This window comes from Microbulbifer sp. CNSA002 (genome assembly GCF_047324085.1).
In the GTDB taxonomy this organism is placed as follows: Bacteria; Pseudomonadota; Gammaproteobacteria; order Pseudomonadales; family Cellvibrionaceae; genus Microbulbifer.
The window spans coordinates 1,619,320-1,633,266 of sequence record NZ_CP172449.1 but is presented as its reverse complement, the minus strand read 5'-3'; the positions used below and the strand labels follow the sequence as shown (position 1 = coordinate 1,633,266).

General features: G+C 42.9%; 10 protein-coding genes. 4 read left to right on the top strand and 6 right to left on the bottom strand.

The annotated features are described in order from the left end of the window. Positions 1-15: 15 nt before the first annotated feature. The 6 genes from ACG1BZ_RS07290 to ACG1BZ_RS07265 form a co-directional block, all read right to left on the bottom strand. Positions 16-630, bottom strand: coding sequence for a hypothetical protein (locus ACG1BZ_RS07290; protein ID WP_413665034.1), 615 nt, complete (start codon positions 628-630; stop codon positions 16-18). A 346-nt stretch (positions 631-976) separates the two neighbouring features. Continuing rightward, positions 977-1,864: a hypothetical protein gene (locus tag ACG1BZ_RS07285; protein ID WP_413665033.1), complete on the bottom strand. Its 888-nt coding sequence runs from the start codon at positions 1,862-1,864 to the stop codon at positions 977-979. A 758-nt stretch (positions 1,865-2,622) separates the two neighbouring features. After that, positions 2,623-3,384 (bottom strand): LytR/AlgR family response regulator transcription factor, encoded by a 762-nt coding sequence (locus tag ACG1BZ_RS07280; RefSeq protein ID WP_413665032.1) that lies wholly within the window; start codon positions 3,382-3,384, stop codon positions 2,623-2,625. Continuing rightward, a complete protein-coding gene (locus ACG1BZ_RS07275; RefSeq protein WP_413665031.1) occupies positions 3,372-4,358 on the bottom strand; it encodes a sensor histidine kinase in 987 nt (328 codons plus the stop codon). Before ACG1BZ_RS07275 ends, ACG1BZ_RS07280 begins: the two co-directional genes overlap by 13 nt. A gap of 33 nt (positions 4,359-4,391) precedes the next feature. Next, positions 4,392-5,561, bottom strand: coding sequence for a hypothetical protein (locus ACG1BZ_RS07270; protein WP_413665030.1), 1,170 nt, complete (start codon positions 5,559-5,561; stop codon positions 4,392-4,394). 145 nt (positions 5,562-5,706) lie between these two features. Then, positions 5,707-6,342, bottom strand: coding sequence for a CHAP domain-containing protein (locus tag ACG1BZ_RS07265; protein ID WP_413665029.1), 636 nt, complete (start codon positions 6,340-6,342; stop codon positions 5,707-5,709). Positions 6,343-6,722: 380 nt separating this feature from the next. Here ACG1BZ_RS07265 and ACG1BZ_RS07260 point away from each other — a divergent pair, with 380 nt between their 5' ends. The 4 genes from ACG1BZ_RS07260 (at position 6,723) to ACG1BZ_RS07245 (ending at position 13,388) form a co-directional block, all read left to right on the top strand. Next, entirely contained in the window at positions 6,723-8,312 is a 1,590-nt protein-coding gene (locus ACG1BZ_RS07260) for a VCBS domain-containing protein (protein WP_413665028.1), read from the top strand. 22 nt (positions 8,313-8,334) lie between these two features. Beyond that, positions 8,335-8,631, top strand: a complete 297-nt coding sequence (locus ACG1BZ_RS07255; protein WP_413665027.1) for a hypothetical protein — start codon at positions 8,335-8,337, stop codon at positions 8,629-8,631. A 576-nt stretch (positions 8,632-9,207) separates the two neighbouring features. After that, positions 9,208-10,290, top strand: coding sequence for an efflux RND transporter periplasmic adaptor subunit (locus ACG1BZ_RS07250; protein ID WP_413665026.1), 1,083 nt, complete (start codon positions 9,208-9,210; stop codon positions 10,288-10,290). After that, positions 10,287-13,388: an efflux RND transporter permease subunit gene (locus ACG1BZ_RS07245; RefSeq protein WP_413665025.1), complete on the top strand. Its 3,102-nt coding sequence runs from the start codon at positions 10,287-10,289 to the stop codon at positions 13,386-13,388. Before ACG1BZ_RS07250 ends, ACG1BZ_RS07245 begins: the two co-directional genes overlap by 4 nt. The last annotated feature ends 559 nt before the right edge of the window (positions 13,389-13,947 follow it).

The window sequence follows — 13,947 nt, the reverse complement described above, 5'->3', positions numbered from 1 at the left end:
TACCTGTTCGCACTATTAGTCAGAGTTTTTAACATCACCACATGGATTTGATATGCCATGACTCTCAGCCTTTGCTCCCCATAAATTCACTAATTCCTTGTCACCCTCAAGCTCTGCAGCCTGCAATGCGCCACAGTAAATCCAGCGAGTAGCGTCTGGCGGCATATATCCCATGCGTGGATCACCCATCAACTCATGATAAAGTTCAAACCCACGGTCAAAAGAATTAAAGAACTTTGGCACCTTAGTAAAAGTTGTTGCAGCAATTCCTTTGAGCAGCAAGTCTTGAGGCATCCCCTGAGAGGAACGGCCAGGGTTATCCATTTCTTCAATTATGGTGAGCGCCTTATCCATACGGGCAATTCCATTCTCTGCATAACTGACCTTTCTCCAGGGCAACCAGCTTTCTTTTGCCAAAAGAGTCTCACTAGCCCCCAGGTAAAAAAGTACAATAGGATCAGAAGGGTTATCTTTCTGTAATGTCTTAAAAGCCTCATAGGACCCCTCTATCGCTGCCCCACCCTGTGCTGCCGCTTTTTGGTACAAATCTTCCATTTGTACATCCTGGGCAGAAAGGGATGAAACGCTCACCCCAAGATATAAAGCCATTATTACAAGTAACCTTTTCACTACACTTCTCCTTGCTTCTGAGTTTCTAATAGATTACCTAGCATCCAAGTATCATTCAGGACAGTGCGATGAACTGTCTCTGGGGAGGATAAGAGGCAGAAACTTATGCTGAATGGCTCTAGAGGGTCGATAGGTGGAAAATTACTGCACACGAAGAGATGTTATCGTTAAGGCGTCTAAATTTAGGAGAGTGTACTAGTTAGTAAAGACTGCGGAATCGCCAAAATATTGAAGACTTGGTAACTAAATTGATACTAATAAGATTGTGCGATGCAAATAGAGTGGATACAGATCAAAAGAGCAGCTCCCTTGATCTGTATAAAATATCAAATGAAATTTACAAAGACTAATCCACCATTGCAATTTGGGTGATCATTTCACCGACAGACTGTCCCAAATTATTTGTAGCTATAGTACGAACAATAAAAACATCGTTTTCAACATCTAAGAGTTCTACTTTTATATCTACATCTTGCCCTGACAACGCTAAATTATCCGCACACAAATCCGCAGAGGTAACTATAAAACGAGCACTATCCTCACCTGTCAACCGCCTCAAAAATATACAACATGACTTAATAAGGCTCTGCGAGGCAATAGCAACGGGCAACGCTTTCACCTTATCAAAATGCCCCATGCACATTTCTGGAGTAACTCTACCGATACTTGCCGTCAGAGACATTAGATCAATATTATGTACATTAATATCAATACTTTTGGAGTAAGGGTTAATATCGCTAATAACAGGAGTGATATTATGGATACTATCACTATATATCTTATGGAAAGATCGCTCCCGCATTACATGATATTTCACGTTAAGTCGTGCCGCCACTTCACCAGCAGGGTCTAACAATTCTGCCTCAGCAACTAACTCTCTCTTACTGGCAAATACGGCTTTGGTTCGAGCCAGAAGGTAATCAGGGCGCATATCAGAAACAAAGCTATCATAAGTTTTCAAATCAGCTTTGCGCGCCAGGTAGTAATGCTTGGATCTTACTGGATTGGCCAAAGCGCCAAAACAAGAGCCCAAAATTGCCAAGTGTCGACCAATCTCCGCAACATCCATTAAACTACTTTCATATGTACTTTGACATTGCACAGGCACTTTAGCAACAAGCCAGCCGTCAGCGTCAAAATGTAAAGCCTCTAGCGCAAAGTAGGGATATTTCACCTCAATTAGATCCTCAACTCCTTCTACAGAAGAAGGATCCAACTTAAAACTATCCAACATAATTATTCCATTAATTATCGGAGAAAATTTACACACAGGTACTCACAGCAGAATACCTGCCATTACAATAGGAAAATAGATTACGCACTTTCGGGAAGAAGGCAGCATATATACCTTCCCAGTCATTTAAGAAAATATCCTAAAATAGAAAAACCATAAAGAAAAATCTTAGCCTATTTAACAAACCAAATGAGCAGAAAATAGACCTTCAGGTAGAACCTCAAGCACCAGGCATGAACAAGCTCAAATCCACCAAAATAGTTAATCTACAATTAAAAAACACTCCACCCCTCAAGTCGCGGGCAATTATGCCAATCAAACCCCTAAAGTAAATTACCGACAATTACAAAAACAACCCCCTCAGTTCGCACAAGATTACTAGTCAAATCATATAGCAATAGCATGTAAACATATAAACAAGCGTCCAAATTCAAACCCAAACAGCAACCATCCTAAAGTCTTAGCAATTAAAGTCCCATTAAGTTTGAAGCACGGCTTTAATAGTAATTCAATAAAGCCAATATCATCTTTAACGCTATAGTCTCTTATCACCCTTCCTTTGATCAGCGGCAGTTGGAGCATTTAGATTAAAGATCTCTCGATAACAAACCAACCTGAGTGTCCGACCACCAAAAATAAGAGGGGGGGTAAAGTTACAAAATCTTAGGTAGCAGATATGAATCCCTGACATACATAGCAATTTAAATGAAGGGGTAAATTTAACACCCTAAGTTAAGACAAATATAAATTGTTGATCACTACATTGTTTTAAACAACGAAGTAGCCCTACGACTTACTGTATATTGACGCCCGTCATCCATCACCACGGATACACCGCCAGTTATTCCACGGCATACTTTTTGAATGCGCTTCACACAGACAATTGTAGAACGGTGGATTTGCCAAAATAAATCTGGCTCCAACTGAGCTAACAACTCCTTTAGTGGGGTTCTAATAATATGCTCACCCTGACCGGAGTAAACCGTCGTATATTTGTCCTCTGCCACAAATGCCGAAACCTCATCGCAGGCAATCAGATGAATATCTTCGCCTTTGCTTGCCTTAATCCAGCGAAGGTACTCGGGTCTACTTAAGGAAAGCTGCCTCAGCAACGCCTCAATATCAGGTCCTGACTTTAGGTTACCCTCTTCTCGGTCTCTCAGGCGCTGCCGAATACGATCACAAGCTTTTTCCAGCCGCTTGTCATCAATAGGTTTTAGCAGATAGTCGGCTGCCTCATGCTCAAAAGCACTTACAGCATACTCATCATAGGCTGTGATAAATACAACAATAGGATTTGTTTTTAATTTGCTAAGAGCCTCAGCAACAGCCAAACCATCCATTCCAGGCATACGAATATCGAGAAAAACTACATCAGGCTCCTCTTGTTGGCATAGAGCTAACGCCTCGCGGCCATCACAGGCTTTACCAACAATCTCAAGCTCAGGAAAAATATCGGCAAGCATTTGGTCAAGATGGTGACGCAATAAAGGCTCATCGTCTGCAATTATGGCACGCATGGAAACTCCAAACGGGCAGTTACCCCGCCCTGATTATTACTTTGAATCAATAGCTTACCACGCTCTTGGTAAAGGGTAGAAAGTCGCTCCCTAATATTACTTAGCGCAATCCCATTATGTTTGCTGGGGTTAAGTTTATTAGCTCCAGCAGCGAGCCCCACACCATTGTCTTCTACCTCAATAACCCACTGGTTTTCTTTCTGCTTCACCCGCAACCTGACCAGTCCACCTTTGGCTGCAGGCTCAATACCATGAAAAATTGCATTTTCCACTAAGGGTTGTACAAGTAATGGGGGAACAAATGTCTCTAAACTCACATCCCCTGATAAATCAACTTCATACTCTAGTCGTTCCCCCAAGCGTATCTTTTGAATCTCCAAATAGCATTTCAAACTGCTTAGCTCATCCTTTAAGGGTACCTGATCGGAACGGGATTTTTTCAAGCTAATTCGCAAGAGGTCGCTAAAGTTATCCAGCAGGACTTCTGCCTTTTGAGGATCGTGACGAATAAGCATTTTCAGATTGGCCAGAGTATTAAATAAAAAGTGAGGTTCAATCTGGCTTTGCAATACTTTTAGCTGGCTCTGGGCCAAAGTCTTTTGTTGCTCCATCTTTAACAATTCAGCTTCTTGCCGCTCCCTCTCAAATTGGTAAGCCTGCTCCCGATTAAGATGGACTTGATAAAGAAAAATAGAAAGAAGAATAGCAACGATTAAAAAATCAAGTGCTCGAAAGACTCCATATCCTGATATCCACCACCAAGCATGCAAAGTTCCCAATATAATTGCTACTAAACTCACTACCGCATACTTCAATTTAGAGGGCCAGGCGGGCTTGAAAAACTCCACTACTTGTCTCGTAGATGTCGCTATAAATCCATACACCAAAGAAATCACACCGTGAATCACATAGCTCCCTTCCCAAATTGTCTGAGTGATCACCGCTACCACTATGCAAATTATCAAAGTGCGCAAGTACTCTCTTAACAAGTTCACCATTAACTCCACTCAAAAAACTATCGTCGTACTGAAAGTAAATACGGCCTGGCTTTGAAGCTGCGCAAAAGCAGATTCGTCGCGACCACCAAAGAATCTTGCAGACGCACCAAGTACCCAATCTTCAGTTAACTTCCTCTCACCACCGATAGTTAAAAAAAGGCCGCTATCTTCAGGGGTATAGACTAAATCGACTTTAGGATGATATTCATTATTGGAAAGCATCCAATGTAAAAGCAGATTGTGCCTCAAGGCATTATCGTTAGAAAAGGCCATCGCAGAGGACCGGCGAAAGCTATCCCATTGCACCCCATGATTTTGGTACCATTGGCTGTAATCAAATACCTGACCCCACTCATTTTTACCCCAAGAGCGGCTATCAAACCAGTACTCCAGAATAATGGAGTGCCCAATACTATTTGCCCAAGTCATTCCTATAAGAGCCTGCCAACCATCATTTGTTTTTTCTTGTTTTGGTATGGCCATCAATTCTGGGGGCAACCAGCGCCAATACTCCTGCTGATAACGCCATTCCGCATGGACCTCCCATTGCTCTCCATAGGTATTAACCCAGCTTCCCCCCAGATTTACACCTCGCTGATCATCCATATAACCCAGCAACTGCCATTCGGCACTCAGTCCCAGCTGATACCAGCGCATGGCCAGTCCTCTTGGGAGGTCTCCCCCAGAGACCTGACTGATACTGGCATCTATCAGCATTAGACTTAACTCTCCGCTCTCAGTGAAACGGCTAGCCGACACTACGCCAACTCCTTCGCTCACTTGAAGTGACACCGGATTCCGCTCAATGGGTAAAAACCAATCCAGGGGGCGATGCCCATAACCAACACCAAAGTCCAGACGGCGTTTGCCCAGCAACCAATCCCAGTCCTGCAAACTCCCCTGCCAGAAAAGCTCCTCAACTACCAACTCTGAGTCTTCACTGCCACCGCGCTCTGCCTGATGGAATGTAGAGACCTGCCCTTCCCAAGCTTCATACTGTAGAGCCCCCTGTAGCAAAGCTTGCCGAGACACACTTGATTGCCCCTCAAAAAGTGAGCTATCAGAAGCGCGATCATAAGCGGCTGTCATTGCCAGCTCCCACTGTGATTCAAGGGCATCCGCCTGGCTAGTAGCACTACCAATCAGTAGAGATAGCGCCCAAAGAGAATATAGTTTCATAGTTGCCTCCATTCGTGGGAAGCACACTACCAACCTTCCAGGCCCATACCATCGGAATAGACCAGCGGTACTGGAATCAGATAAATGGCTTTTGACCGAGATTAATGGAGGGGGTTATCCATTAAATAACCCACTGAAAAGTTGATCACTCTTTGCGCAACCATCCGAGAATACGGTTATTCTCTACATACCATTGCCCTTGGGGCATGAAAATAAGTGGGTAACGCTCTCGGGAGGGAGAAAATGGACCCGCGTTCTGCTGAATAATCTCCAGGGTAGCATTCTCTATATCTATCATAGAGACGATAGCCACATGGCCATAAGGGTTAAAGAGGGAGGGGCTATAGACAACGATATCGCCAATATTCGGAGGGGTATTACCTTGGTTACGAAACTGCAGCAATCCTCTTTTGGTATTCAAGTTTCCATGCTGAACCGTCAGGTCAAAAAAATCTTTAGCGTGACCAAATGTATCCGGCATTTTGTGCCCAAATCGCTCGTAATAATAGCGCTTAACAAACTCAACACACTGGTATCTTAGGCCAAGGTTATAACCGTCTTCCGAGGTGTTGCGCTCTTCAACATTATTAACTCCTCCATTGTAATAAACCTCTACCCCATGAAGTGAGTCTATAATCTCTCCGACAGAATAAGCTGTATTAAGGTTTAGGCGAGTAGCCAGTTGATATATCACGGCGATCAAAAGTCCTATACCGGCCACAACAACAATTAACCTACCCTTCCTTCCACCTTCTTTGATTGTTTCAACGAAAGACAACATCCATATTTCCCTCTAATCAACCCCAACTAAAAACACCCCAATTTCAGACTCCCACCTGTGCAAAAAAGCAAATGGGGTTAAGTGCACTCTACGTTCAAATATAGGTCTCATTCCTTTATCCTACTCATTACACCTAGTTAACTTTTTGAACCCTGTCATCAATTGCTCAAACGGGGTTCACACTACTTACAGGCGCTAATAGCAATTGATCCAACACCGTCACAACCTGCCAAAAAAGCGATAGCTATTTTGCCTTAGGTGACCCAGAATCCAAATATAGTTATTTAACTAATAATCAGCAGGAACCGGGCCACTGAGCAGCTGTCCATCAATTACAAATCGCCTTGCTCAATTAGATTAAGAAATACGTCGAGTTTGTCATGCCTGATACCCTAAAATTCCTTACAGCATTCAGTTTATCGGTTCTCCTTACAGCTTGTGGAGGAGGATCCAGCAGTAGCAATTCCAACGATGAGACTACTGAAACCGAAACAAGTACCGACAGCGGTGATAACAGTGGCTCTGATGATTCCGATAACGGGGATGACAATAGTGATGAAGAAACGGGGGGCTACACCTTTAACCCCAGCAATCCCCTAGCATCACTTATCGTAGGGGTACAAGAGTATGCCAGCGGCACTCTCAGCCTCGAGGATACCGATAGCAATAGCCCCACCTTTCAAGCCAGCAGTGTGGCCGGAAGCTATGGAGATTTCACTCTCTATGAAAGTGGAAACTGGGAATATCAATTAAACACCAATTCCCAGAATTTGAATGATGGTGATTCCGTAGAGGACACAATCTCTTTCCAGCTCACCGATGGTAGCACCCTCTCCGTGGTGTTCTCTATTCAAACAATCGAAGCCACAGAAAGCAGCATTGTCTTTATCTTTATGAACTTCTCAGATGCCGCCGTAGAAGATGATCTAAGCATTACCCAAATTGCAAATATGGCTTTCAATGACACAGATTCTCTTGATAATGCCTACCATGAAAACTCCCTGGGACAACTAAAGTTCAGCCGCCATCTAAGCAGTGACACCTCACTAGATCAATACTGCTACGGTGAAGACAATGATGAGAGCACTTCTATAGACTGCTTTACCTACGACATTGCCGACAGTCAGAATGGTGGTGTATTGAGTATCGAAGATGCGGAATCTCGCTCGGGCAGTGAATATAACGATAGCGGCTATACATGGAGAGATAGGGCAACCAGTTGGATCGAAAGCAATTACCTAGACTCCAACAACCAGCCTGTAGAACTCAACGATTGGCGTCATCGGGTCTACATTTTCCCGGAAGCTGCGGCCAGTGCTGGGCTGGTTGGCACGGGAGTCGCTTCTGTCGGAGGCCGCTGGAGCATGATAATTGCAGATAGTGATCAACTGATTATGGGGCATGAAATTGGACACAATATTGGCCTGAGCCACGCCGGTAATGACGATAATAATGATGGGGATACCAACGATAGCGGTGAGAGTGAATATGGTAGTGACGGCTCCCTAATGGGCAATGCTTGGCAATCACGACTCTTTGGAAGCGGTCATCGTGACTATATGGGCTGGTATGACTCATTCCCCGGATACACTGAAACTATTGAGGCGGTCGCAGGCAGCACCACTAGTATTGAGTTTCAAGCCATAGAACTTACTGCTGGTGAGCTTAGTGGCGATCTTCCTCAGCTCTTAAAGGCCGAAAGTATTGGTAGCAGGAATGGAGAAAACTACTATTACATCGAATACCACGTCGAGCACGACACCCTCAACCCCCGTCCACACCACGAAAATGCGGTAACTGTTCACTATCTTAGCGGCACCAGTAATAACAATGTTACCGCCAACCAGGTAGCCACACTGTCAACTACCGGGGACAGCTTTTCTGACTCATCTGCTGGGATCACTATTGAATTCCTATCCACTGACAGCAGCAACAACTCTGCAACTGTTTCTGTAACTTATGATGAATAATTTAATGGGGAGTAAGACCACAATGAAAAATCTACCCTTAGCCCTACTTCTCGCCCTTTCCTCTTCAGCGGTTGCCGAAGAGACCGTAACTGGCGTGTTAGAGGAAGAGATCTCCGAGAACTTTCAAACAGGAGAAGTGGATCACCGCTTCTCCGTAAAGGACGAAACTACCGGTGAGTACTACTTTATCGACGCAAAAGAGGCAAAGAATAAAGGTATGCAACCTGGTGAGCGAGTACGTATTCATGGAGAGCGAGAAAATAAACGGCGTTTTCGTATACGTGAATCTCAACGTCTGGAGTTAAGACGAGAGGAGTAACGCCCTTTCTAACTATAATTTTAACTCCTACCTCACAAATTCCGCATAGATCAATTCGGGTGTACAGAACATTATCTGTGCACCCGATTAACACAATACTAATTAGCATAACACTTGGCCACCTCAGATCTAGACACATTTTACTGACCACATTATTAAAGTTAATTATTTAAGTCTTATAATATCGGCACATCTTTACCATTTAGGTAAGTTACAAACAGACATATTCAAACTACGCCGATAGAAAACCCGAGTAGGCAAGTCACTCTGAAATTCACAACGCCACTCCCGCCGTTATTTCCAGCTGGACATATAAGCGCTGTGATATATGCAGTAGAACCTAGTTTCTGTCGCCAAAGACATCCATTGTGAAAGTTGAAATTTTACAAAATTCTGAACGTGAACAACTCACCCCTTGTAGATTTCATCTTATCGCACCGAGATTGCAGCAGATAGCTCATCCAAATACCTTTTAGTCAAATATAACACTAAAGGCACTACAGTCTCTTTAATTTTTAATACCAATTACCGCTCTTAAACAATTAATTCAGAAACAAAACCGACCAGAGCCTCAGGATGAGAAACAGTAAAATTAAAAAGCTCTTTATGGGTAGCATCCCACCTATTCTGTTAATTATTAGCTCCAACTGCCTTGCCAACGATAGCCGCAAAGTACTAGTAGAAGCAGCGCAACCCTGGGAGCAAGCTATTAGAACAAAGTTATTTTGCTCTGTATCATCCCCTGCCCTACATCAAATATCTAGTCACTCAGATGCTGAACTTATAGAAATAAAGCCTGTTGGCTCCATTATCAAAGCTGGTGAACTAGTAGCAGCACAGGATGACTTTTATCTCTCCCAGCAAATGAAGATCATTCGCACCGATATTGAATTAACACAAAGCCAGCTTAACTATGCAGAAGAAGAACTAGGTAGACTGGAGAAACTTCGCTCCGCCGACATGGTTTCTCAGTCTCATTTAAATAACCTTAAGCTCAATGTGGACACCTATCAATTAACCAAGCAAAGACTAGAACAACAACTAAATACAGCTGAATATCGTTCTAAACGACTACTGCACTACGCAAAAACAGATAGTCAAGTTTTAAGCATAGAAGCTAATCCTGGAGAAAACCTCAACCCAGGACAAAGAATTATGCAGTTACTCCCACTAACTGAAAACCAAATTGAATGTAGTCTCCCTGAAGAACACATAAATAAAGAAAGTCTGCTAAGCAATAGCACCTTCAAAATTAAGGAGCAAGATATTGAACTCAGAAATATCAGCCACATAGTAAACCCAGAAACACAGAACTTTAATCTCTACTTTGAAGTAAACAGACAAAAATTTAAGTCCTTACTAGTTGGGCAGCGATTTGAAATAACTATGTTTACCCCTTTCGCGGATCATAGTGAGCAAGAATATATTACCAGAATTCCAAGTGACGCCGTAATTCTTGAGAATGGGCGACAATATAAGGTTTGGACTCTAGACAACGACCAAAGAGCAGTTAGCACCAGGGTGCAAATAATAGATACTCTCGATAATTACTTTGTCGTACGTTCAAGCATTGCTCCTGGCGATCTTTTGATTGTACTAGGTCACGAAGGGTTACAACTCAATGAAGCCGTTACTCCAACAAAGAGGGAAAACACATGAAGTCCCTGGAGAAATACAGCTCAATTATCATCTGTTGTACCTTTACCCTAATAATAGCCGGGGTTATAGCCGGGATAAATTTACCAAACGCCCTACTCCCATCCATTAATCGTCCACAAATTGCACTCGCAACCTCCTGGCCAGGAAAGACCGCAGAAGAAATAGAACAAATACTAATTGCTCCACTAGAACAGGAACTTTCCAGCCTAAGCCACCTCAAAGAATTGCAAACCAATGTTAATAGTAGCTGGGCTTGGACCATAATTGACTTCCATTCGGAGGCAAATATGGAGCAAATGTATATTGAGGTACTGTCCAAAATCAACCAAGTACCCAATTGGCCAACACAAGTTCGCACACCGGATGTATTCAATTTTGCAAATGGCGCAGGGGCTACGCTTGGATCTTTTTTCCTATATTCTGAGAAACCGGCTAGCGAACTTCAATTAATCGACGCGTTTATAAATCATGTTAAGCCAGCCTTTAGTAAAGTTCCTGGTGTACAGTCCATTGAAGAAGCCGGCACACCCACTGCCCAGCGGGTCGATATTGAGTTCGACCCGGAAAAGATGACTCGGTACTCTTTAACCATTGGTGAGATAACCGAAAATCTAAACAACTTAACGGATCGCTCGGGAGGAAATCTAAAAATTGGGTCAAAAGATTATGCCCTTCATTTCAAGGGTCAGATTCCACTAGAGGAACTCTCAACGTTACCTATCGCAACACGAGAAAGCCAAATCATTCAACTCTCGGATATTGCTTCGGTAAAAGAGCGTGTAGCTTCAGATTGGTTATACTTTGCCCTTGAAGGCAATAGATCTCTATACTTCTATCTACGCCCTACCGAAAATGTCAATGTTCTAGAAACCATCGCCCAGCTCAAATCAACAATAGAAGAATTAAATGACGGAGAGTTAAATCGATTGGGGGTGAAGCTCGCCATAAGCCGGGATGACTCCACGGGTATTCGGAATTCCCTCAGCCTGGTATACGGAAGCCTCTTGCTGGGTTCACTACTCGCCTGCCTGGTTATTTATTGGTTTTTACGTAACCCCAGAACTCTAACCCTAATATTTCTAAGCATTCCCATTTGTATCTCTCTGGTAGTTCTGGGAATGTATCTTGGAAATAGAAGTATGAACGTTGTTTCACTTGCAGGGATTGCACTTTCTATCGGGTTAATGGTCGATGCAGCAATTATTGTCGTAGAAAACATTCAAAGACTGCGCAAGCAGGGTATAAATATTCAGGAAAGTATCACGCGGGGAACCAAAGAAGTTTCGGGCTCATTATTTTCATCTACAATATCCAGTGTTATCGTATTCCTGCCCATTATTGCTATGCAATCAGCAACAGGGCAGCTTTTTCAAGACCTGGCATTCACAATTTCAAGCGCATTATTAGCATCACTATTGTTTGCTCTACTAATACTACCCTCATTGGCCAGACACTTACTTGGAAAAGCAGCAATTTCTGAGGAGGGATCCAGTAGTATCAAAATCAATAAGGTGCTTGAGTGGTGGGTGAAGCTTTCTATCCGTTCTGCAAGCAATCCTAAGCTCGCTTCCACTATAATTTTGTTAGGATTACCCGTCGCACTCATTGCCACTTTCATTTCTAGCCCTGACATTGATGTCCTCCCAGACCCTAAACAAAATATGGTCTCTGTTTATATCAACTTTGAAAGTCCTTTATCCACAGAGACCATAAGAAATGAAATTGGGGAACGGGTCGTAAATAGAATCACAGCCAATAGAGAAGAAATAGAGAACCAAGTTTCAACCTATGGAATAATTTGCAACCCAAATAATTGCAATCTCTATCTATACACAAAAGGGGACTGGGATTTTGAAGAACTAAAGAGTTGGCTAAATGAAAAAGCTCTCTTTGGACTAATTGGGACTCGAATACATTTCAGGCAAGGTGGTTTACTAAGGTTTGCCCTACCCAACAACCGTATTAGCCAGTTAGATATCAAAGGGGCAGAGCTATCTCGACTACAGATGGCGGGGAGTGAGCTGATGAGTCATTTACGCTTGGAGTTTCCAGAAGCGCAAATTCAAGAGGGAAGCGCACTTCAAAATAGAGCGGTTCGTATTGAATTTCAACCCAAGCTAGTACAATTAGCTCGTTTAGGTATTACGATATCGGAATTAAATCATCATCTGATGGCTTTAACCGATGGAATATATATTGGGCACTTCTATACGGGAACCAACACTCTTCCTTTTTACTTTAAAGCAACAGAACCGCAAAATCTTCAGACGCTCCTAAATACAGAGATACTGATTAACAGTCACGGCTTTATTCCTCTACGTGAATTGACCGACGCCAAAATCACTCAAGCGCCAGCCAGTATACTTCGTGTCAGCCAGGAAGTGAGTGCATCAATAAACTTAACTCCTCCCGAAGGCGTTGCTATGAAGTCATTTGTCGAGGATGTTGATCAATCTGTGAAAGAGTTTTTATCAGAAAGTTCCTACAATGATCTTCATACACAGTTTAGAGGTAGCGCTAATGAACTCAACCTATTCCTCAGTGAGTTCCTAAAAATTTTTGCAGCAGCTATCGCAGTATTGGCCTTATTAATGTATTTCGCCCAAAGGTCCGCAAAGTTAGCAGCAGCAGTACTCTGTGCTGTACCCTTATCATTTGCAGGCGGAATGATTAGCTTACAAATTTTAAATCTATTTACCCCCCAAAGCCTGGATGTAATAACCATGATCGGCTTTGTAATCTTAATGGGACTGGTAGTTAATAATGCGATACTACTAGTCAACCAATTTAATAAGTCATTGCAAAACGGAGCCAATCAATTGGAGGCGATATATATGGCTGCCAGCTTGCGTGTCCGCCCCATTATGCTTACAACAATTACCTGTATCTTTGGCAATATCCCTTTAGTGCTTAACCCCGGAAGTAGCGCAGCTATCTATCGCGGTCTAGCTGCGGTTATTACTGGCGGAATGGTGTTTAGCGCCTTATTTGTCTTGGCATTTATGTCTGCTTTACTATCACAGAAGCTGTTTAGTCCTCATACATCTGACACTACCCAAAAGAGTGAGTTGAAACTGCCAAAAGGCTCTACTGCGTGATATCCCTCATTTGACCTCAATTTATTCACGCCCAAACTGGAAGCATTATTTTTGTGCCAGAATGGGCGTTAATACCTACCACGAAAAGTACTTTGCGACGCAGTGCGCCACTTATTCAAGTGACTTTATTTGCTATAGTTTTATAGGATGTAGTTAACCAACATGGAGAGCAAAGGTTTAATTACCATTTATGAATGGGTAAGGAATCAAGGATGAAGTCTCTAATATATTTACTTTTGAGTATCCCATTTACACTGCCACTTATCAGCGATGCCGCTTGGACAGAGAAGGCGCAAATTTACTACTTAAAAGTACACTCGAATGGTGTAGATGTCAGACTTAGAGGATTTGTCAATCCAGAGACAGAGGTGAGCTGCGTGAGCAAAAACACCTTTTTTCTAATCAATGACGACTCTACCATATACAATACCAAAGTATCTTTTCTGCTTTCCGCTTATATGTCCCAGAAAACTGTAAAGTTCAGTTACTACGGATGTGAAGATGACAGGATTCGCTTAGGCTCAATCCGGTTTCATGATGAATAGCCAAATCTCATATG

Coding starts and splice junctions, on each gene's coding strand:
- ACG1BZ_RS07260 (WP_413665028.1), top strand. CDS start 6,723: ATGCCTGATACCCTAAAATTCCTTACAGCATTCAGTTTATCGGTTCTC.
- ACG1BZ_RS07265 (WP_413665029.1), bottom strand. CDS start 6,342: ATGTTGTCTTTCGTTGAAACAATCAAAGAAGGTGGAAGGAAGGGTAGG.
- ACG1BZ_RS07255 (WP_413665027.1), top strand. CDS start 8,335: ATGAAAAATCTACCCTTAGCCCTACTTCTCGCCCTTTCCTCTTCAGCG.
- ACG1BZ_RS07250 (WP_413665026.1), top strand. CDS start 9,208: ATGAGAAACAGTAAAATTAAAAAGCTCTTTATGGGTAGCATCCCACCT.
- ACG1BZ_RS07270 (WP_413665030.1), bottom strand. CDS start 5,561: ATGAAACTATATTCTCTTTGGGCGCTATCTCTACTGATTGGTAGTGCT.
- ACG1BZ_RS07245 (WP_413665025.1), top strand. CDS start 10,287: ATGAAGTCCCTGGAGAAATACAGCTCAATTATCATCTGTTGTACCTTT.
- ACG1BZ_RS07285 (WP_413665033.1), bottom strand. CDS start 1,864: ATGTTGGATAGTTTTAAGTTGGATCCTTCTTCTGTAGAAGGAGTTGAG.
- ACG1BZ_RS07280 (WP_413665032.1), bottom strand. CDS start 3,384: ATGCGTGCCATAATTGCAGACGATGAGCCTTTATTGCGTCACCATCTT.